This window comes from Arthrobacter sp. V1I9 (genome assembly GCF_030817075.1).
Lineage (GTDB): Bacteria > Actinomycetota > Actinomycetes > Actinomycetales > Micrococcaceae > Arthrobacter.
This window is the reverse complement of the sequence record NZ_JAUSYU010000001.1, coordinates 1,305,522-1,325,382: the sequence shown is the minus strand read 5'-3', so window position 1 is coordinate 1,325,382 and position 19,861 is coordinate 1,305,522. Positions and strand designations below refer to the sequence as shown.

22 protein-coding genes and 1 pseudogene are annotated in these 19,861 nt (G+C 61.5%); 3 read left to right on the top strand and 20 right to left on the bottom strand.

Annotated elements, in window-relative coordinates; genetic code table 11:
* Positions 1-12: 12 nt before the first annotated feature.
* From ftsX to QFZ70_RS06180, 11 genes are all read right to left on the bottom strand, one after another.
* Positions 13-927 carry a permease-like cell division protein FtsX gene (gene ftsX / locus QFZ70_RS06230; RefSeq protein WP_307094562.1) on the bottom strand — a complete coding sequence of 305 codons (915 nt, stop codon included), beginning with the start codon at positions 925-927 and terminating at the stop codon, positions 13-15.
* Positions 924-1,703, bottom strand: coding sequence for a cell division ATP-binding protein FtsE (ftsE, locus tag QFZ70_RS06225; RefSeq protein ID WP_307094561.1), 780 nt, complete (start codon positions 1,701-1,703; stop codon positions 924-926). The genes ftsX and ftsE overlap by 4 nt, the downstream gene beginning before the upstream one ends.
* Before the next feature lie 185 nt (positions 1,704-1,888).
* Positions 1,889-3,004 (bottom strand): peptide chain release factor 2, encoded by a 1,116-nt coding sequence (prfB, locus tag QFZ70_RS06220; protein WP_307094560.1) that lies wholly within the window; start codon positions 3,002-3,004, stop codon positions 1,889-1,891.
* A 93-nt stretch (positions 3,005-3,097) separates the two neighbouring features.
* On the bottom strand, positions 3,098-3,535 hold the full coding sequence (locus QFZ70_RS06215) for a pilus assembly protein TadG-related protein (protein ID WP_307094559.1): 438 nt from the start codon (positions 3,533-3,535) through the stop codon (positions 3,098-3,100).
* A gap of 5 nt (positions 3,536-3,540) precedes the next feature.
* A complete protein-coding gene (locus tag QFZ70_RS06210; protein WP_307094558.1) occupies positions 3,541-4,074 on the bottom strand; it encodes a hypothetical protein in 534 nt (177 codons plus the stop codon).
* Positions 4,055-4,402 (bottom strand): TadE family protein, encoded by a 348-nt coding sequence (locus QFZ70_RS06205; protein ID WP_307094557.1) that lies wholly within the window; start codon positions 4,400-4,402, stop codon positions 4,055-4,057. Before QFZ70_RS06205 ends, QFZ70_RS06210 begins: the two co-directional genes overlap by 20 nt.
* A gap of 153 nt (positions 4,403-4,555) precedes the next feature.
* On the bottom strand, positions 4,556-4,843 hold the full coding sequence (locus QFZ70_RS06200; RefSeq protein WP_307097813.1) for a hypothetical protein: 288 nt from the start codon (positions 4,841-4,843) through the stop codon (positions 4,556-4,558).
* 68 nt (positions 4,844-4,911) lie between these two features.
* Positions 4,912-5,850: a type II secretion system F family protein gene (locus QFZ70_RS06195; RefSeq protein WP_307094556.1), complete on the bottom strand. Its 939-nt coding sequence runs from the start codon at positions 5,848-5,850 to the stop codon at positions 4,912-4,914.
* Positions 5,850-6,707, bottom strand: a complete 858-nt coding sequence (locus QFZ70_RS06190; RefSeq protein ID WP_307094555.1) for a type II secretion system F family protein — start codon at positions 6,705-6,707, stop codon at positions 5,850-5,852. Before QFZ70_RS06190 ends, QFZ70_RS06195 begins: the two co-directional genes overlap by 1 nt.
* A complete protein-coding gene (locus tag QFZ70_RS06185; RefSeq protein WP_307094554.1) occupies positions 6,704-7,927 on the bottom strand; it encodes a CpaF family protein in 1,224 nt (407 codons plus the stop codon). Before QFZ70_RS06185 ends, QFZ70_RS06190 begins: the two co-directional genes overlap by 4 nt.
* Before the next feature lie 304 nt (positions 7,928-8,231).
* On the bottom strand, positions 8,232-8,477 hold the full coding sequence (locus QFZ70_RS06180) for a hypothetical protein (protein WP_307094553.1): 246 nt from the start codon (positions 8,475-8,477) through the stop codon (positions 8,232-8,234).
* A 124-nt stretch (positions 8,478-8,601) separates the two neighbouring features.
* On the opposite strand from QFZ70_RS06180, the gene QFZ70_RS06175 reads away from it, so the two are divergent.
* The 3 genes and pseudogenes from QFZ70_RS06175 to QFZ70_RS18965 all read left to right on the top strand — a co-directional run bounded on the left by QFZ70_RS06175 (position 8,602) and on the right by QFZ70_RS18965 (position 10,570).
* Positions 8,602-10,020, top strand: coding sequence for a GH25 family lysozyme (locus tag QFZ70_RS06175; RefSeq protein ID WP_373461671.1), 1,419 nt, complete (start codon positions 8,602-8,604; stop codon positions 10,018-10,020).
* Positions 9,926-10,237: pseudogene (locus QFZ70_RS18970) on the top strand (LGFP repeat-containing protein); the annotation flags it as partial. The gene QFZ70_RS06175 and the pseudogene QFZ70_RS18970, both read left to right, overlap by 95 nt.
* Positions 10,214-10,570 (top strand): LGFP repeat-containing protein, encoded by a 357-nt coding sequence (locus QFZ70_RS18965; RefSeq protein ID WP_373461670.1) that lies wholly within the window; start codon positions 10,214-10,216, stop codon positions 10,568-10,570. The pseudogene QFZ70_RS18970 and the gene QFZ70_RS18965, both read left to right, overlap by 24 nt.
* Positions 10,571-11,143: 573 nt before the next feature.
* On the opposite strand, the gene QFZ70_RS18960 is transcribed toward QFZ70_RS18965, so the two are convergent.
* The 9 genes from QFZ70_RS18960 to neuC all read right to left on the bottom strand — a co-directional run bounded on the left by QFZ70_RS18960 (position 11,144) and on the right by neuC (position 19,861).
* Positions 11,144-11,200, bottom strand: coding sequence for a hypothetical protein (locus tag QFZ70_RS18960; RefSeq protein ID WP_373461669.1), 57 nt, complete (start codon positions 11,198-11,200; stop codon positions 11,144-11,146).
* Complete coding sequence (locus QFZ70_RS06165) at positions 11,182-11,751, bottom strand: IS3 family transposase (protein ID WP_307094551.1); 570 nt, start codon at positions 11,749-11,751, stop codon at positions 11,182-11,184. The genes QFZ70_RS18960 and QFZ70_RS06165 overlap by 19 nt, the downstream gene beginning before the upstream one ends.
* Positions 11,745-11,975 carry an IS3 family transposase gene (locus QFZ70_RS06160; protein WP_307094550.1) on the bottom strand — a complete coding sequence of 77 codons (231 nt, stop codon included), beginning with the start codon at positions 11,973-11,975 and terminating at the stop codon, positions 11,745-11,747. The genes QFZ70_RS06165 and QFZ70_RS06160 overlap by 7 nt, the downstream gene beginning before the upstream one ends.
* Before the next feature lie 391 nt (positions 11,976-12,366).
* Entirely contained in the window at positions 12,367-13,620 is a 1,254-nt protein-coding gene (locus QFZ70_RS06155; protein ID WP_307094549.1) for a hypothetical protein, read from the bottom strand.
* A gap of 381 nt (positions 13,621-14,001) precedes the next feature.
* A complete protein-coding gene (locus QFZ70_RS06150; RefSeq protein ID WP_307094548.1) occupies positions 14,002-15,459 on the bottom strand; it encodes a lipopolysaccharide biosynthesis protein in 1,458 nt (485 codons plus the stop codon).
* Positions 15,452-16,666, bottom strand: a complete 1,215-nt coding sequence (locus tag QFZ70_RS06145) for an aminotransferase class I/II-fold pyridoxal phosphate-dependent enzyme (protein ID WP_373461543.1) — start codon at positions 16,664-16,666, stop codon at positions 15,452-15,454. Before QFZ70_RS06145 ends, QFZ70_RS06150 begins: the two co-directional genes overlap by 8 nt.
* The gene (locus QFZ70_RS06140) at positions 16,626-17,633 is read right to left on the bottom strand and encodes an SDR family NAD(P)-dependent oxidoreductase (RefSeq protein WP_307094546.1); all 1,008 of its coding nucleotides are present in this window, start codon (positions 17,631-17,633) and stop codon (positions 16,626-16,628) included. The genes QFZ70_RS06145 and QFZ70_RS06140 overlap by 41 nt, the downstream gene beginning before the upstream one ends.
* A 5-nt stretch (positions 17,634-17,638) precedes the next feature.
* Positions 17,639-18,697 (bottom strand): sugar phosphate nucleotidyltransferase, encoded by a 1,059-nt coding sequence (locus tag QFZ70_RS06135; RefSeq protein WP_307094545.1) that lies wholly within the window; start codon positions 18,695-18,697, stop codon positions 17,639-17,641.
* 3 nt (positions 18,698-18,700) lie between these two features.
* Positions 18,701-19,861 (bottom strand): UDP-N-acetylglucosamine 2-epimerase, encoded by a 1,161-nt coding sequence (neuC, locus tag QFZ70_RS06130; RefSeq protein WP_307094544.1) that lies wholly within the window; start codon positions 19,859-19,861, stop codon positions 18,701-18,703.

Below are 19,861 nucleotides of genomic sequence, written 5' to 3'. Positions count from 1 at the left end.
CGGTTTGCATACCTAGACGCGAAGGTATCTGCGCAAAGTCAAGAGGGACGAAATACCGGCCAAGGATCCGCCAAGGATTATCAGCGCGGGTGCGAGGATCAATGTTTGGCCGGATGAGATGAAGGCCGTGTCCGGGTACTGCTGAGACATGAACTCGCCGAGGAAGAAGTGTGCAACGGCCCACAGCGTTCCGGAGGCCAAGGCAGCGCCGATGACGGCGGCGATGACGCCTTCCAGGATAAAGGGAAGCTGGATCACCGTTTTCGAGGCGCCCACCAGGCGCATGATTCCCGTTTCCCGGCGGCGGCTGAAGGCGGAGAGCCTGATGGTGGTTGTGATCAGCAGGATGGCGCACACGATCATGACACCGGCGATGCTGACCGCCACAAGGGAGGCCCCGTTCATTACCGAGAAGAGGCGCTCAAGCAGCTGGCGCTGGTCGATAACCGTCTCCACGCCGGGCTGGGAGGAGAAGGTTTCGCTGATGATCTGATACTTTTCCGGGTCCTTCATGTTAATCCGGAAGGATGCCGGCAGCTGGTCCGGCGTCACCGAGTCCACGATGGGCGAATTCGAGAACTGGTCTTTGAAGTGTGTGTACGCCTCTTCCTTGGACTCGAACTGGAAGTCGTTGATGTATTGCGCCACGGCAGGAGACTCCAGCAGCCCGTTGAGGCTTTCCTGCTGTTCGGCGGTGACGGGTCCGCCGGCGCAACCAGCCGCCGTCGACCCTTCACTGCACAGGAAGACGGCTACCTGGACTTTGTCGTACCAGTAACCCTTCATCTGGTTGATCTGCATCTGCAGCATTCCTGCTGCGCCAACGAAGGTGAGCGAGACGAAGGTGACCAGGATGACCGAGACCACCATGGAGACGTTGCGGCGGAGTCCGCTGCCGATCTCGCTGAGGATGAACGCGAGCCTCATCGCTGTCCCTCGCCTTCGTGCGGCTGTCCCGTTTCCGGGTTTTCCCTGCCGCTGGCGTCCTTGAGCCTGCGCGACTGGCCAACGACCGGGATCATCGACGTGTAAAGGGCTCTTGCCTCGTCGCGGATGATGACGCCGTTCTTGAGCTCGACCACTCGCTTGCGCATCTCGTTGACGATGTCGTCGTCGTGGGTTGCCATCACTACGGTGGTTCCGTTTTGGTTGATTTTGTCCAGGATGCCCATGATGCCCATCGACGTGGTGGGGTCCAGGTTTCCGGTGGGCTCGTCCGCGAGGAGGATGCCTGGCCTGTTGACGACGGCACGGGCGATGGCCACGCGCTGCTGCTCGCCGCCGGACAGTTCGTGCGGCATGCGGTGTTCTTTGCCCTCCAGACCCACAGTTTTGAGGACCTCGGGGACGGTGTCCCGGATGACGCTGCGGCTCTTGCCGATCACCTGCATGGCGAAGGCAACGTTGGCGAAGACGTTTTTCTGGGGCAGGAGCCGGAAGTCCTGGAAGACGACGCCGATGCCGCGGCGAAGCCGGGGCACGCGCCAGCTGGAGATCTTGGCAACGTTCTGGCCGGCGACGTAGACAGCCCCGGAGCTTGCCCGGTCCTCCTTGAGGACCAGCCGGAGGAAGGTGGACTTGCCGGAGCCGGACGCACCGACCAGGAAGGCGAATTCGCCGCGGTCAATCTCAAGGTTGACGGAGTCCAGCGCAGGCCGGGCTTTCTGGTCGTAGACCTTGGTGACATTTTCGAATCGAATCATGGCCCTAAGTACCCTGCAGGGCATGGCTGATTCTGATGCAGCCCAGTTCTGCAGCCGGTGCGCGGGTTTTCGTTTGGGGGAAGTAGGGCCCCGGCCCCTCGACTATACGCAGCAGTTCCGGTGTATCACGCGGGTTTCAGGGGGCGTGTCGCCGGATCCTGTATCTCCGGCTGCCCCTTATCGCCTTATTTCTCGGCGTTCCGGTTGTCCGTGCGCCACCTGATGCCGGCATCGATGAAGTCGTCGATTTCACCGTCGAAGACTGCCGAGGTGTTTCCGACTTCGTGCTCGGTCCGGAGGTCCTTGACCATTTGGTAGGGGTTGAGGACATAGGAGCGCATCTGGTCACCCCAGGACGCCTTCACATCGCCGGCAAACGCCTTCTTTTCGGCGTCTTCCTGTTCCTTTTTGAGGAGCAGGAGCCTGGACTGCAGCACACGCATTGCGGCGGCGCGGTTTTGCAGCTGCGACTTTTCGTTCTGCATTGAAACTACGGTCCCGGTGGGGATGTGGGTCAAACGGACTGCCGAGTCGGTGGTGTTGACCGACTGGCCGCCCGGGCCTGAAGAGCGGAACACGTCAACGCGGATCTCGTTGTCCGGGATCTCGATCGAGTCCGTCTGCTCGATCAGCGGGATGACTTCGACGGCGGCGAAGGAAGTCTGACGCCGGCCTTGGTTGTCGAAGGGGCTGATTCTTACGAGCCGGTGGGTTCCGGCCTCCACGCTGAGGGTGCCGAAGGCGTAGGGTGCCTTCACTTCGAATGTTGCGGACTTCAGACCGGCTTCTTCTGCGTAGGACGTGTCCATGACGGTGGTGGGGTACCCGTGCCGCTCGGCCCAACGGAGGTACATGCGCATCAGCATCTCGGCGAAGTCAGCAGCATCCACGCCACCGGCGCCGGCCCGGATTGAGACTACGGCCTCGCGCTCGTCATACTCACCCGAAAGCAGGGTGACCACTTCAAGGTCCTTCAGGGCTTTTTTGACGGACTCCAGTTCGGCGGCAGCCTCCCCCATGGAGTCGGCGTCGTCCTCGTCCTGCCCGAGCTCCACCAGGACCTCAAGGTCATCGATCCTTGAAACCAGGGTGTTGAGGCGCTCCAGCTCCGTCTGGCGGTGCGACAGCCGTGAAGTGATTTTCTGTGCCGCCGAGGGGTCGTCCCACAGGTCCGGTTCGCCAGCCCGCTCGCTGAGTTCGGCGATGTCTTCCTTCAGTGCCTCTACGTCAGAGACTCGCTCAATGGACTCGTAGGTGGCGCGAAGGGCGCGGATTTCAGCGGAAAAATCAATATTGGCCATGGTTGTTTAAGCCTACGCTATCCCGCAGAAGGCCCGGGCCTTGCGTCTTAGCTTCGGCTTGCGGGCCGCTCGGCGTGCGGGCGTGAAAGGACGTCAGCGGGTAAGACGGGAGCGTGCGGTCGAAGTCGCCTCGATCCGGATACCGTCGGGCACCAGGAAGTTCACCACTGGCGGGTGGACAGCAGCAGTCAGCACGACGACGGCGGTGGAACCGTCTGGACTGCCCGTTGCCCCTGCGACGGCGAGACCATCGAAGCGCTGTGACGCGGGAGTCCTGGAGACGAAGTCTGCTGCCACGTTCCTCACCCTTGCGGGGCTCAAGACCGCGGACGGGCTGCCGCCTTGTGTTTCCACCTCGCCAAGGGTGTAACTGCCGGCGGCAGCAAGTGAGGCACCATCGGCCAGGGAAAGCAGCCGCTTGTGTTCGAGGTAGACGGACGAAATGCCGATGACCACTGTTGTAACAAGCAGGGCCACAACGACGTAGCCCAGGACCATCACCATCATCTGGCCGTTGTCATCTTTTGGCATTGCCGTCACCGGAACCTGCCGACCAGTTGCGTGGACGACGCCTCCACCTCGCTGGCGCTGAGGCGGAAATCCCCGTCGAACGGCAGGAACGGAAGTGGCACGGTCAGGCTCACGGTGACGGTGATGGTGCTGCCGGCCGCCTGGCAGTCAGCCGGACTGCAGGATGTTGCCACCCGCGCCTGTCCGGGCTGGTGTCCGAAGTCTGCGAGCGCGATCGCTACCGCCTGTTCGGCTGCTGCCTGTGCTGTGGCGGCGTCGGGCTGCGCTATGTAAACCTTTGCTGCCTGGTCAGCCGCGCCGACGACTGCAAACGAGCCGCCCTGGATCTGACTCATGGTGATGATGAAGTACACGAGCGGAACCATCAACAGAAGGGCCAGGAAAGTGAATTCCACCACCGCACTCCCCCGTTCATGCTGATTTGCTGTCCGCGGGTTTTTGGTGCGCTCGGGTGCAGCAGTTCTTGGCTCGCGGCAGAGCGCTGCGAGCAGCCGGGCGCGGAAGGGAGCCCGCACCAGGTCACGGTTGCACTGCCGCATGCCCCTTCACCTCCAGCAGGTCCCGGGGGCCGATAAGACCAATCAAGGGCATGGGGGCACTTACGGTCACTTCCAAGGTCCGCAAACCCTGGTACGTCACCTCGCTGGTGCTCACTTGCTGTGCGAAGCCCGCATTTAAGGCGGACTGAATCAGACCACGGGTCCGTTCCTCCGCGTCTGCGGCACTCCGGTCAGCGAGAGTCCCATAACGGGCACCGGATGCTGCAGCATCAATCAACGTGTTCCTCACGTGCAGGACCAGTGTCAGCTGGATGATAGCGAGGAAGAACAGCGTGAGCAGGCTGCCTACCAGGACAAAATCGACCACAGCCGAGCCCTGCTCACGGAGTGTGGTCTCCTGTGGGACGGGTTGAGGGGGTCGCGTGCTGTTGACGGCATGGCCATCAGCGGGAGGTAGGCCGTTCCTGCGGCTGTCCAGAGCGCGGCTAGTGACCCCACCGCGGATGGACAAAGTCATCGTTTAGCTTCCGACCTTGTCCATCGCCTGGTTGAACATGGCTTCCAGCGCCGGACCGGCGAGCGCCAGCAACGCCGCCACGAGAACCGCGGACATGAGGGTGATCATGACCCAGCCGGGGACGTCTCCCCTCTCGGGATTGTCGGTCACCTTTCCGTTACAGGGATGGCCGTCAAACGAATCCCTGCCTGGGCTACGCTTCCGCCGCACGCTGTTGCCGCCTACTCCCGGAAGTAGCGTAGCCGCCAGTGACAGGAACAGTACCAAGCAGCGAATCCCCATTTTCTCCATCATTCCGTCCTCTTCCTGATTCAGCTTCCAACTTTGATTTGTTCTGGTGTTGTCGTCGTCTTCGAGCTTCAAAATCCCAAACTGATTGCGGCGATGCCCGGAAAGACGGCAAAGACCACGGTCAAAGGGAGCACGCCGAACACCAGCGGAACCATCATGGCAATCTCCTTTTTGCCGGCAGCCTCCATAAGGTCACGCTTGGCTGTGTCGCGTACGTCCTGGGCTTGGGCTCGGAGGACATCAGCCAAAGGCGTCCCCCGCTCCACCGCGACCACGATGCCGTCCACGAAACGTACGAGTGGTGTCAGATCTGTCCGCGCTGAAAACTCTTGTAGTGCCTGGATCAGCGGCTTACCCGCCCTCGTTTCAGCGAGGATCTTCGAAAACTCTTTGGTGAGCTCGCCCTTGGCGCTACGGCAGACCCGGTCCAGTGCGCCCGTAGCGCTCTCTCCTGCGCTGACCGCCAACGCCATCAGTTCTGCCAAACTGGGGAACTCCGCCATCATCCTCGATTCCCGGCGGCGGATCTGCGCGCCGAGCCAGTAGTCCCGGAACATGAACCCGCCGATGGCACTTCCCAAGACAGCAACGACAGCCAGGAGGGGGTTGAACCTTCCAGAAGCCGCACCTAGAACGATGAAGACGATCGAGATAGCGAACCCAGCAGCTGCCCACAGGAGTTGCTCAGCCCGAAAATCGACAGGGGACTTGCTGATACCTGCCTGCGCCAATCTTCGCGCCGTAGTTTTCGATGCGGGGTTCAGCCGGCCGAGAGCCGCCAGGCCATCCCGCACCATAGGTCGAAGGATCCGTTCGAGCGGCCCAAACGGCGTTACGTTGTGTTCCCCTGCGTGCAGAAGCCTTGACTCAAGATTTTGTGACTTCAGCTGCGGCTCGATGCGCTGCGACAACGTGACGGCGCGCATGAAAGGAGACCGGAAGATCACCAGCCACAGTCCCACTCCCAACAGCACTCCGACCACAACTCCCGGAGGAGAAACCTCCATCACCTGAGCACCCTCTCGTCTTGGGGAAGTGCACCAATCCGAAGCATCACGGAGTAGCAGAACAGGGAAACGACCAAGCCTCCAAGCAGAACGGCGGCACCCATCGGCGTGTTGTATGCCTGCACTGCCTCCGGTCTCGTCGCAAGGAGCATCATGACGATCCAGGGCGCGGCAACGGCGAGCCGTGCTGCGTTTATTGTCCAGGACTGCCGTGCTTCCAGCTCACTGCGAGTGCGGGCGCTTTCCCGCAGAAACTCAGCCAGGGTTCCGAGGAGCTTTCCGAGGTCTGAGCCTCCAACCTCCCTTGTCAGGCGCAGCGCCTCCACGATTCGGTCCGCAACAGGATCGGCCAGCCGGTGCTTGAGCTGGTTGAGCGAGGCCTCGAACTGGCCTCCGGCCCGATAGTCTGCACCGAAATCCCTGAAGACGTAGCGGAGTTCCTCGGGGCCTTTGTCACCGAGCTGGATGAGGGCCTCCGGCAGCGGCAGCCCTGCGCGGATGGCAGAACGGAGGTGGTCGACGACGTCGGGCCAGAGTGTGCGCAGCAACGCGCTCCTCTTCTTTGCCTTCCAGCGAAGGACTGTTACCGGAAGCCAGGCCCCAAACAACCCGAAGCAGAAGGAGATTGGCCACGAGTGGGTCACTGCAAAAAAGACAAGGCCTACGAAAAGTCCGAGCCCAAGGCAGGTGCCCACCAGTCCTGATGCCGACACCTTCTCTATTCCCGCCCCGGCAAGGAGGTCAGCGAGGCGGCTGGTCCTTTCCTTGGGAAACGCAGGTTTCGGTGACTCCCAGAAGGACCACCAGATCAGGAAGAACCCTGCACCCGCCGTTACTCCCAAAAGTGCCGATATCATCGCGGATCCAGCAGCGCGGCAACGTCATATCCCGCCCTGGCAAATTTCTCCTGCGCCGGCATGGAGTTGGGCCTTGGCTGCAGCATCCCGTCGATTGTGGCAAACACCGGTGATGATTCGATGATGCCGTTTTCAACCCGTCGGCCAAGGGCGAGGATTTCAGTCACTTCCCTGCGTCCGTCAGCTCGGCGGGTACAGTGCACCACCAGATCAATGCAGGACGCCACGGTGGGCACAACGAACGCGCTGGAGATATTCTCGCCAGCCAGCAAAGGAAGCGTGCAGATCTTGGTGACGGCGTCATGAGCAGAATTCGCGTGGACAGTGCACATCCCGGGAAGCCCGGAATTTAAGGCGATGAGCATGTCGAGGCTCTCGGCCTCCCGGACTTCGCCCACCACCAGCCGGTCCGGACGCATGCGGAGCGCTTCCTTGACCAGGCGTCGCAGTGGTATCGCACCCTCACCTTCAAGGTTGGGCTGACGGCATTGCAACCCGACAACGTCCCGAAGGGGAAACTGCAGCTCGAAAATTTCCTCGACGGTTATGACGCGTTCCCTGCTCCCGATGCTGGCTGCGAGGCAGTTCAGCATCGTGGTCTTGCCGGCCTGAGTCGCGCCTGAAACCAGGATGTTAAGCCCACTGGAAACTGCAGCGCCAAGGAAGCGGGCCGACTGCGGGGTGAGGGTGCCAAGCTCCACGAGATGTTCAAGCCGACTGGCTTTGACCACGAACTTCCTGATGTTGACTGCCCAGTGCCTTCGCGTCACGTCCGGGATGACCACATGCAACCTCGACCCGTCCGGCAGCGCTGCATCTACAAAGGGCGAGGACATATCCAAGCGGCGGCCGGAGCTCTTCAGCATCCGCTCGACCAGGTCCCGCACCTGTTGATCGGTCAGGCTGAGGGAGGTTAGCTCCGATTCGCCGTTCCTCGCGACGTAGATTTCATTGGGCGCATTGATCCAAACCTCTTCGATGGTCGGATCGTCCAAGAGCGGCTGAAGGACACCGAATCCGGCGACAGCATCAAAAAGAAACCTGCGTGCAGCATCCAGAGGGCCGATCGGAGGCAGCGGACCCATCAGCGCACGTTCGTCGTAGTCTGATACCGCCGCCTCCACTAAGCGGCGGACCTCACCGACCTGGTGAAGCGGATCAAGCCCGCGGCGGCGGATAAGCTCGCGGACTTCGTCCTCAACAATTCCCAACGCGTCCATACGTTCCCCAATACAACTGCCGCCCCCGGCGGAGGCAGTGCAACTGGATAAAGCCTAGGGAGAGTGAAGCTCGGCAACAAGTCTTGGGAAGCATGTGTGGATAACACACACCGGGCCCAAATCACACCAGCAACACCAGGACCACTAGTTCCCTAGGTAACACCAGTGTTATGGTGAGCGCGTTAATTGTCGAAATACCACATGTCAGGTGCCTTTCCCTGGGGGAAATCACCCAGCAGTAACCAAATGAGCGTTCGCCAGAGCGCCACATTGTCTCCGGAGCAAAAATGAAGCGGAACCTGTCTCAGTCCCGTCGCCCCCCGTTGAAGTCCTTGGCCATAGCGCTCTTGGCTGCCTCTCTGGTAGCCGGCCCGGGCCTGGCGGGGGTTGCTTCCGCCGTCGAACCCTCTCCGACGCCGATAGCTTCTTCGCCGGCAGTTGGTACCCCGCAGACTGCGGCGCCTGCTCCGGCGGCGGCCTCGCCGGAAGAAGCAGCAGTTCCAGCGGAGACGCGGACTGCCCAACCTTCGGAGGAGGCTACACAGTCCATGGCTGAAGCCATTGGGGTGGGCGGAGCGGAAATGGGACAGCGCTCCGCGCGCGTCACCGCCGCAGCTCCCTCCGATGCCGTCAATCGGCTAAGCACCGAGTCGCTGTCCACAGAAGGCACCTGGATGCCCACTTTCGGCGTTCAGGGATTGGACGTGAGCGGTCACCAGACGAGCGTGGACTGGCAGCAGCAGTGGAACATGGGGGCGCGCTTCGCCTATGTAAAAGCGTCTGAAGGAAACTACTACACCAACGAACGCTTCAGCTCGCAGTACCAGGGCTCCCGAAATGTAGGGATGCTTCGAGGTGCCTACCACTTCGCTATTCCCAACTGGTCCTCAGGGGCCGACCAGGCACGGTACTTTGTGCAGAACGGCGGGGGCTGGTCTGCGGACGGTAACACCTTGCCGCCGGTGCTGGACTTTGAATTCAACCCGTATGAGGGTCGCACCATCAACGGTTTCTACTTTGGCAACACCTGCTACAACATGTCGCCGGCACAGCTTCAGTCCTGGGTTCGGGATTTCGGGAACACCATGCGGTCCCTGACGGGGAGACTCCCGGTCATCTACACCAACACAAGCTGGTGGAACAGCTGCTTAGGCAACCCTGCCGGGTTTGGAGACTACCCCCTGTGGGTTGCCGCCTACCCGAAATACGCCACCAACGACGCAGGCCCGGTTCCGACGGCGAGCTGGAGCACGTACAGCATTTGGCAATACAGCAGCACCGGGCCGTTCGCCGGTGACTCGAATGTCTGGAACGGCACGCTCGCCCAGTTGCAGACGTTCGCCAAAGGCTCGCTGGGCTCCGGCGGAGCCATCGAACGTAAATGGGCTGCCACAGGTGGAGCCGCAGGCCCCCTCGGCGCTGCAGTCTCGACGACCGACATCTGCGGACTTTACGGTGGCGGCTGCTACCGCGCGTATGCCAAGGGCAACATCTACTGGACAGCCGCAACGGGCGCGCACCCGGTCACCGGATCCTATTGGACCGCATGGGACAATGCCGGATGGCAAAAGGGCATCGGCTACCCCACCAGCGACGCCACCTGCCCCACGACGACCTCCACGTGCCACCAGACGTTCCAGGGTGGAAATGCCTACAACACACCCGGCCTGGGGACGTTTGTAGTAAAGAATTCCTACATGTCGGCGTGGAAGGCGGCCGGTTGGCAGGACGGCATTGGGTACCCAAAGTCCATGGAGACCTGCGGCCTTTACGGCGGCGGCTGCTACCAGCAATTCACCAAAGGCAACATCTACTGGTCCGCGGCCACCGGAGCCCACGCAGTCACCGGAGCCTACTGGACCGCCTGGCAGAAAGCCGGCTTCCAAGCCGGCATCGGCTACCCCACCGGCCCCGTTACCTGCGGCCTCTATGACAACGGCTGCTACCAGCCCTTCACCCAAAGGCAACATCTACTGGACCGCGACCACCGGAGCCCACGCAGTCACCGGAGCCTACTGGACCGCCTGGCAGAAAGCCGGCTTCCAACCTGGCATCGGCTACCCCACCGGCCCCGTTACCTGCGGCCTCTATGACAACGGCTGCTACCAGCCCTTCACCAAAGGCAACATCTACTGGACCGCCGCCACCGGAGCCCACGCGGTCACCGGAGCCTACTGGACCAGTTGGGGTGAAGCAGGATGGCAGCGCGGCATCGGCTACCCTACCGGCCCCGTTACCTGCGGCCTCTACGGCAACGGCTGCTACCAGCCCTTCGCCAAAGGCAACATCTATTGGACCGCGACCACCGGAGCCCACGCGGTCACCGGAGCCTACTGGACCGGTTGGGGTGAAGCAGGATGGCAGCGCGGGATTGGATACCCGAAGGGCTCCGTCGTCTGCGGCCTCTACGGAAGCGGCTGCTACCAGCCCTTCAGCGAGGGAAATATTTACTGGACGGCTGCGACCGGCGCCCATGCCGTGAACGAACCGTACATGAGCCAGTGGCGTCTGGCCGGCTGGCAAAAGGGCAAGCTCGGTTACCCGCTCGAGGCCGCCGTCGCCTACGCCGGGTACAAGACAGTGCGTTTCCAGGGCGGGACCATGACCCGCAGCGCATCCGGCATCAAGGTGGCCTACTTCTAGGCGCCGCTATTACCGCACTGAAGCTAAGGCAACACAGAGAAGGGCCGGTCGGAACTCCGAGGATTTCTGAACTGGTCCCCGAAAGTTGGATTCGCTAATTCACCTTAGCGGCCAGTGATTGGCTCTTCGAAGAAGGCTCCGTCCCACTTGGGACGGAGCCTTTCTCGTTGCTGGGAAGTTCTATGGGCGCTATGTGACCGAACGGTACAAATGGACGTCGTTCGCCCTCCACCAGATGCACTGGTCATTGTGGGACTCGTCTTCCTACCTCAACTGCCCGGGGTGGGTTCCGCAAACCACTAACAACGCAACTGGGCCTTGGTTTAATGCACAATCGCCGTATACCCAAGGAAGTCTTCACGTTCTCCTTGGTAGTAGAGCTTGATGATCTGGAAATGATTCAGCGCTACAACGAGCAGTGGGAAAAGGGGACTCCGCTCACTGAGAGTCTTGGATAAGCGAGGTCCTTTAGCTCTGAAGGAGCAATGTTATCGATGGCTATGGCAGGTTTGAATGGCCCCGTTAGGACGGCGGCGGCGTGACTCAAGCTAGTTTTGGGTTGGCTAAGAGGACCTATGCCGCAAGCATCTGAGCACGATAGTGTATCGGGCTCAGACCCTTGAGCTTGATGGAAATTCTTTCGGTGTTGTACCAGCTAAGTCGTGCAGCGCCGATGCCTGCGTCCGTGTTGAGAATGAGACGCGGTGGAAGAGTTCTTCCTTCAGGTGTCCGAAAAAGTTCTCCGTGACGGCATTGTCGTAGCAGTTGGCTTTGCGTGACATCGATTGGACCGCGCCAGCGTTCGCCAAGATTGTGCGCCAGGGGTTGTCCTGATATTGGAATCCCTGGTCGGAATGCACGAGAGATTTCTGCCCGTCCTCCAGCGTGGCCAAAGGCGCCGCGCAGCGAGGCATTGGCCAGCTCCAAGTTGGGCGGGGCGCCAATGGCCTAGGACATGATCCGCCGGTCAAAAGATCCATGATCGGTGACTGGTAGAGCTGCCGGTCACCGACGCTGAGCTCCGTCACATTGGTAACCCACTTCTGGTTTGGGGCAGCTGCGTCGAACTGGCGTTTCAGCAAATTGGGCGCGACGATGCCCTTCTCGCTTTGGTAGGAGTTGCAGCGCGTCCTGCTTCGGACCTTGCAAACCAGCCGCAGGGAACGCATCGTGTTCAGCACGGTCTTCTTGGCGACTGTCCACCTTGCTTCAGCAGTTCAATATGGATCCGACGGTGCCCGTACCGGGCGTGGTTCTTCTTGAAGATCTCTGAAATAGCAGCCTTCACGGAGGCGCGCGGATCCGGGCCTAGGAGGCGGGACTGGTGGTAGAAGAACATGGACCGGGCCAACGCCACTACGTCCAGGAGAACTTCCAAACGGTGCTCAGCCTTGAGAGCGATCACAGCGCGAACCTTCAGCACTGTTCCCCGTCTCTCAAGGCCTTTACTTTTCCAGGAAGGCCAACTCCGCGCGCATCCGTCGTTCTCACGCCGCAACCGCTGCGGCTCCGGTTCCGGCTGCGCTGAAGCCTCTGGATTTTTTCTTGGCCGGCCTTTCGGTTCCGGACGAAGGCCGTCCTCGCCGTGGCCCCGTACTGGCCCGCCCAGATGATCAGGCGATACGACGACAACTCGAGGTCCCTCATCAAAGCCACCCTGTTCTCACCGGCGCGCTGCTCCTCAGACAACGAACTGCTCTTAGACATGAAACTGCTCCCCGTAAGTCAGAACTGAAATTCCGTCCAACTTTCGGGGACCAGTTCATTTCCGACCGGCCCTTCTCAACTTTTTGCCGTCAGGTGTGAGGCCAGGCCCGCCTTCCGCTGGCCGCCGGATCCTGCCGGGCCCTCTTGCGGCGCACTACGCCGGCTGCTACTGACCTGGCGAGCAGACCAACGCCCATGGCGACGCCTACCCAGAGGCTTGATCCGAGCCGATCTGCCTGCGTATAAACGGGATGTCCGACGACGCTGAGAATTCCGTAGAGGGAGAGTGCTACGCCCGCCCAGCCGGCGGGCGGCAGCAGTTTCTCCCGCATGGCCCGCACATATCCCAATACGCCTGCCACGAACACGAGCAGGTAGGCCGCGTTGGCGGGAAGGGCAATGATGAACCTCCAGAGAAAGTCCACCTCCAGCGCCATCAGGCGGTTGAACGGATCGTCCACTGGGGGGTGGCGGAAGTGGTCCGTAAAAGTGTCCTGCAGGCTCTCATTGAGGCCCGGGAAGCCAAACAGCGAATTGATGGCAAGAGAAGCCACGATCATCAAGGTTGCAACAATGATGGCGAGCCGGATCTGGCTGTAACGGCGGTAATCCTTGAAGATGAGCAGTCCGATACAGACGAGCAGGATGCTCACACACAGCAGCACCGCCGAGGAGTATTTGAAGAAAAACACCAACGCTAGGCCGAGTATCAGCAGGAGCGTGCCACGCCGACGGGCGCCGCGCAGGATGCGGGCCAACCCGATGGCCATGACCAGGGCCGACGCCAGCGTTGGGCCTTCGGCGAGAAGCGCAACGCCGTGCGGGATGCCGGTGGGCAGCAGATAAAAGCTGAGTTGGACCAGCAATGATGGCACAAGGTTGAGCCCGGCCAGCCGGGCCAGCCGGGCGGCGAGCATCCCGGCGATGGCGGTCGAAATGACGGCTACCAGCCACATCCCCTCGCGCTCACCGAAAAGCCGCATAAAGGGAATCGACAAGAGCGGGAATCCCACCCTCGGCGAGAAAATGGCCTGGTACTGGGGGTTTCGATCAACCCAACCGATAACAGGTCCGCGGCCTGCGACGGTCTTGGAGATGCAATTCTCAAGAGTGCCTTGGTAAGGCACGGAGGGGTGCTTACAGAATTCGGTGAAAGCGTGCAGCCATGCCTGGTCGGCGGGAACTCCTTGCAGTTGGTCAGCGATTCTTATGTACTGGACAGTGTCGCCCCATACGACTCCCGGCCCCATCATGGCTACGGCCATAAGGAAGAGCAGGGCGAGTCCGGCGTGTGCCGAGACTCTTTGCAGTCGGGGGTTCCACACGCCGGCGCGGTCGGTCACGATCATGGTCCTCATACAAGTAGCAGCCCGATATATTTCTTCAGGGTTATATCGGAAATCCCCTCAAGAATAGTACCTGCGTTGAACGCTTAACCTTTGATCGGGCGCAGGCACTATAAATTTTCGGTGGCCACCTCCTGCTGCGCGGCGTCGGTCAGCAGGAGGAAAACCATTGCACGAATGAATTGGGAGCTATTTATTCGTTCATCGGGCAGCGGATAAGCATGGCAAAGATTCAGGCCACCGATTCAAAACTTATGGGCCGTATATCCCACCGGACCGCTACGAAGCCATGGATTCCTGGAGCAGCGGATGGTTGAAGAGCAGGAGAGCGCCGCCTATTCGTGACCTGCCGTCGCCGGCAGCGATAAAGATCTTGCCTCAGCCATTGGTCGGCTCACTCTCTAAATTTGTCGCGCCCATCGAGCGACGACGCGAACGAATTCGCCATACGGCTGCAGCAACGATCAGGAGCACACCAACGATAACCACCGTAAAAACTCCGGTGGAAACGTCCCGCGGAAGAACCAGGAGCACTCCCACGTAGACCACCGCGGACGCACAACAAGCAGCGTAGGTCCGCAGTTCCCATCCCCCGGCCGCCCGCCGTCGGACGATCAGATAATAGGCGAGGCCCAGCACCAGGAAGGTCAGCGCAGAAGTAACGGCCATTCCCACAAGGTTTCCGGCGAAGGCCGGGACGAGCGCGGCCAACGCGCCCAGAACCAGCACCCCCGGCGTTACCACCGACAGCCACCATGTTGCATTTTCAGCAAACAACAACGTGGTGGCATTCAGGTAGAGAACGTATCCCATGGCTATGAGGGGCATTATCTGGGCCACCGGTATCAGGCTTTCCTTGCCCCCTGCCATGACGTGCGTGACGACGTTGGCCCCCGCTGAAGCAACGATGACTATGCCGAGGGCTGCGAAACTGGCAGTGCGCATCGTGGAGCGAAGCCGTTGAACGCGTTCTGCACCGCTGACTGCCAGCAAGGCCGGAACCCAGGCATTGTTGAGCGCGCCCAGGAGAGTGATAGTACCCAGAACAAAGATCTGCACTTTTCCATAGTCTCCGGAGACGCCGTCGGCAGCCGTGACCGCAAGCAGGAAGACTGCCCCCTGGGTGAGCAGCATCAGCGCGCCCGTGTGGGGCAGGACAGGCAGGCCGATGGCCAGGCTCTCCCCCACTGCTCCCCGGTGAGCCAGCGGCCAGGAGGGCTTTGTGATCACGACGGCGGCGATGGCACCGATGAGCACCAGCACTCCGTAACCGAGCATGAAGATGCTGGCCTCGGCGCCGAACAGGAGAATCGCGAGGAGACCGCCGCCGTAGGCAGCCATTGATGAGACCAGGCTGAGCATCACGAAGGCGACGGGACGGCCCTGCGCGCGCAGGATTGCCTGCCCGGCGAGGACGCTGGACTGCAGCCCCATGGCAAAAAGCGCAATGGTGAAACTCGGCGAACCGCCGTCGCCCCGGGTGAAGGCCCAGGCGATTCCTGCGGCCACGATCCCCAGGACGGCGCCGCCTATCGTCATGAACCCGCTCACGGCCCGGGCCCTGGCGGGACCGGCAGGCTCGAACCAGACCTTCGTGATGGCGAGCGGCAGTCCTGCCGCCGCCAGCACCACACCGACTTGGATGATCGACACTGACAGGAACAGCTCCTGCCACTCGGAATCGCTGTTCAGCAGGTGCAGCACAAACGGCTGGACCAGGAAGACGCCGAGTCCCTGCATCAGAGCGCCCACCAGGTAGAGCACCGAGTTGCGTCCGGTACCGGGCGCCAACGCGGCAGGTGTTCCGGGAACCGCGCTCTGATCCGTGCTAGCCACCGTTAAGCTGAAGCCATTCCAGGACGCGATCGATGACGCGTTTCTGGTCAACTGCTGTCAACTCCGTTGAGCAGGGCAGGGAAAGCCCCCGGTGGAACAGATCCTCCCCGACGCTGCCGCCGATCAGGGCCTCATCCTTCAACGGCGGCTGCATGTGAAGCGGGCGCCACAGTGACCGGGACTCAATATCCGCTGCAGCAAGAAAGTCCTGAAGCTCGTCGCGTGCTTCGGCGCCTCGGCCGGCGGGCACCTGGATCGAGTACAGCCAGTACGTGGACTCCTGTCCAGGCAAAGTCGGCGGCGTCTGGATTGCGGTCCCGGCAAAGGCCTCGTTGTAGCGCATGGCAATTTCCCGCTTGGTGGCGACGAAGCCGTCAAGGCGCTCCAGCTGGGCGACACCCAGTGCGGCCGCAATGTTGGTCAGGCGGTAGTTGAAGCCAATTTCGTCATGCAGGTAGCCTCGGTCCGGGGTCCGCGCCTGCGTGGAAAGGTGCTTCGCGCGCCTGGCCAGATCCTCATCGTCAGTGGTGAACATTCCACCGCCGCCGGTAGTCATGATCTTGTTTCCGTTGAAGGAGTAGGCACCCATGTGCCCCACCGTTCCGACGTGCCTGCCCTTGAGAGGGCCGCTGGTCCATGTGGCACCGAGTGCCTCGGCAGCGTCCTCGATAACAATGATCCCGAACTCACCGGCAAGCTCCATGACGGCTGCCGTGTCTGCCGGCTGGCCCAGGATATGGACGATCTCGATGGCCTTCGGCAGCTTCTCCCCCGCTGCACGCCTACGGACGAGCTCGGTCCGGAGCTTGTCTACATCCATGCACCAGGAATCTTCACGGGAATCCACGAGGAGCAGTTCCGCGAACTGGTAGGAAGCAGCGTTGGAACTGGCCATGAACGTGAAGTCGGAAACTGCGACCAGATCGCCCGGCTGCACGCCGGCCAACCGCATCGCGATGTGAAGCGCCGCAGTACCGGAGGAACAGGCAACGGCGTACTTGGCCCCGACGTACTCGGCAAAACGGGTCTCAAACTCGTTGACAAAGCGTCCAACAGACGACACGAAACCGCTGCTGATCGCTTCGTTCATCAGTTCAGCTTCGCGTGCGCCGATGTTGGGTATTGCTAAGGGAATTCGCGACACGTAATGCCTTTCTTGCGGAAATCTAGCGGGCGTACTTGGCTGCTGCCGTGGCGTCCACGCCACGGGCCTTGATCCACTCCGCGGTCTGGCGGAGTCCTTCTTCCAGGCTGACCTGGGGAGCCCAGCCCAGCTCCGCCAACGCCTGTGAAGGATCGGAGAGCAGGCGCATTACTTCGCTGGCTTCGGGCCGGACGCGCTCGTCCTGGGTGATGATTTCCGCCGTCGACCCGGTCACCTTGGCGGCCATCTCGACGAGCTCACCAATGGTGACGTCGTACCCGGTACCTAGCTGAATAACCTGCCCCGACAGGGGAATATCCGCGGTCGCGGCGCGGAAGAAACCGTCCGCTGTATCCGTGACAAAAGTGAAGTCGCGGCGAGGCGTGAGGGAGCCGAGGTGGATCGTTTCGGCTCCGCCAACCATCTGCTGGAGGACAGTAGGAATAACTGCACGTGCAGACTGGCGGGGGCCGTAGGTGTTGAACGGCCTCAGGACCACCACCGGCGTCTCGAAGGAACTCGCCCACGCTTCGCAAAGCTTGTCAGCCGCAATCTTTGTGGCGCTGTACGGCGACTGGCCGCGCAGCTCGTTCTCGATGGTGATCGGAACGGTCTTCGGGGTTCCGTAGACCTCCGACGTCGAAGTGTTGACCAGGCGGCCAACACCGTGACGGCGCACGCCCTCAAGCACGTTGAGGGTGCCGACGACGTTGGTCTCAACGTAGGACCGGGGTGCCTGGTACGAGTACGGGATCGCAATCAGCGCGGCAAGGTGCAGGACCACATCGGCGCCCTTTACCAGGTCTGACACAAACTCTGAGTCCCGAATGTCGCCCAGCTGCAGGTCCACGGCGTCGCGCTCGTCGGGGCTGAGGTCATCGAGCCAGCCGTACGATCCGTTGGAGTTGTACACGCACAGGGCCTTCACATTGGCGCCCTCTGCAATGAGGCGCTGCGTGACGTGGCTGCCGATAAAACCGTCGGCGCCGGTGACGACCACTGTCTTGCCTTTAATGTCCTGGTAGTTCATGGCTATCACTGGCCTTTCGCTGTTGCTAGGTCTTTGGGTGTTCCGACGTCAATCCAGTCGGATTCGATGGGCCAGGCGGCCACGTTTTTTGAAGTGTCGATGCAGGCTTTCACCAGGTCGGGCATCGAGAAGGGCTCCATGTAGGGAACCATCGCCAGCGCCTCGGGCGACACGGCATAGATCCCGGTGCTGATTTCGAACTCAACTGTAGGCTTCTCGACCACAGAGCTGATTGACCGGTCCGCACCAATTTCGAGCACCCCGAACGGCACCTGGTGAGTGTAGGGCCGGGCTGCGACTGTAACAGCGGCCTGCTTCGCGTCGTGGAAGGCCAGCAGATCGGCTGCGTTGTAGCGGACCATGAGATCCGCGTTGGTCACGATGACCGGTTCGGTAATGTTTTCCACCTGATGGTAGAGGAGTCCGAGGGCACCCGCGGTGTTCAGCGGGGTTGCCGGATCCTCATGCAGGTAGTCGATCCGGCAGCCGAGCCTGGAGCCGTCCCCCAGATGGGCTTCGATCTTGTCGGCGAGATACGCCACGGACACGTAGATATTCGTTATTCCTGACTCGACCAGGCCAAGGATGATCCATTCGATGATGGTCCGGTCCGCTACCGTCATGAGGGGCTTAGGCGTGTCCTTCGTCAGGGCGCCAAGTCTCGTGCCCTTGCCCCCGGCCATGATCACGGCGATGTTGTTCAGCGGCTTGCGGCCAACGATGTCGTTGAGGGTATGCAGGCCCACGAGCACTCCGTGATCATCGACCACCGGAACTTCGCTGATCCTGAGGCTGCGCATGAGGTCCAGAACTGACGGGCGGGTTGCCGCGGGGCCGACAACGTGCGGATCGGCGTTGGCGAAGTCAAGCACAGGCGATTCAAGATCGGCTCCGCGCAGAAGACCTCGGCGAATATCACCGTCGGTGACTACGCCCAGGAGGCGGCCGTCCTCCCCGGTCAGCAGGGCTATGGCCGAGGCGCCGCGGTCGATGGCTTGAAGGGCCTGGCGCACGGTGGCCCCGGGGCCGATGCAGACGTTTCCCAGCGTTCCGTCAATGGTCATACTTCAACTCTCCAGCGGTAAGTCAATAAAGGCCTTGGTCAGGCCTTCTGCAGGGCTTCCCAAAATTACACGTTTGATCGGCTCGGCGGAATGTGAATTCCCGTACGGATTGACCACACTGCTGCTCAACAGACGGAACTGCGCGCTCAGGGCCTTTTCAATAGTAGCGCGAATCTCGTTACGGTCATCCCGGCAGTGAAGGACATTGGCACCTGCCTCCCGGCCCCGCTGGCGTTCGCCGATGTTGACCACCGGCACATGGAAGGATGCCGCTTCCAGAATGCCCGACGACGAATTGCCCACCAGGGCGCGCACTGTGGCCATCACCCGCGGGTAGAGGGGGCCGAGGCTTTCCCGCACCACCACGCCCGGGATTTCGCTGGACTCAATGTCCTTCAGCACGGCGATGATGTGTTCCCGGCCGGCGTCGAAACCCGGGTATGTAAGGATTGTTGTTCCTGCCTGGCTGATCACCTCTTCGAAGACCTGGCGTGCCAGCTCCCCTGCGTTCTGTTCCATCTCCGCGGTCGCTGGGTGATATGTGGCCATTACGAGAGGCTGGACCAGGGGTACTCCGAATTCGGCCAGGAACTCCTCGTCCGTCAGCGGCGTCGGATTCGCGAAGCGGTCCAGTCCGGGCGCGCCCGTTTGGTGAATCCGCTCTGCGGCCTCACCGAGTTGGGCGACGCGGCGGACGGCCTGCGCCGTGCTGACACAGTGCTGGTCCGCAAGTTTGGTCACGGCATGCCGCACACGCTCATCCAGCGCGCCCTCGGTGACCTCACCGCCGTGCAGGTGGATCAGCCGGATGCCACTGATGACAACCGGAGGCAGCGCATAGAGAAGTTCCCATCTGTCCCCGAGGACGACAACGGCGTCCGGCACCACTTCGGGCAACAGGTCCGCGACGGCGGCGCTGAGCCGGGCACCGTATTGCGCCTGAAGAACCGGCGACGGTTCGGCAAGGTAGAGCGCCAGCTCGTGATGGGTGAAGGTCCCCTGCCGGAGTCCGGCTTCCAGCAACCTGTCCTGGGCCGTGCCTTGGGGGAAGCCGATCGCGGTCGCGATGTGGAGCTCTATGCTCGGGTCTGCCGCCAAAGCCACCAGGACAGGGCCCAAGGGAAACAGATCCGCCCTGGTGCCGGCAAACGCAAGAACCTTCAT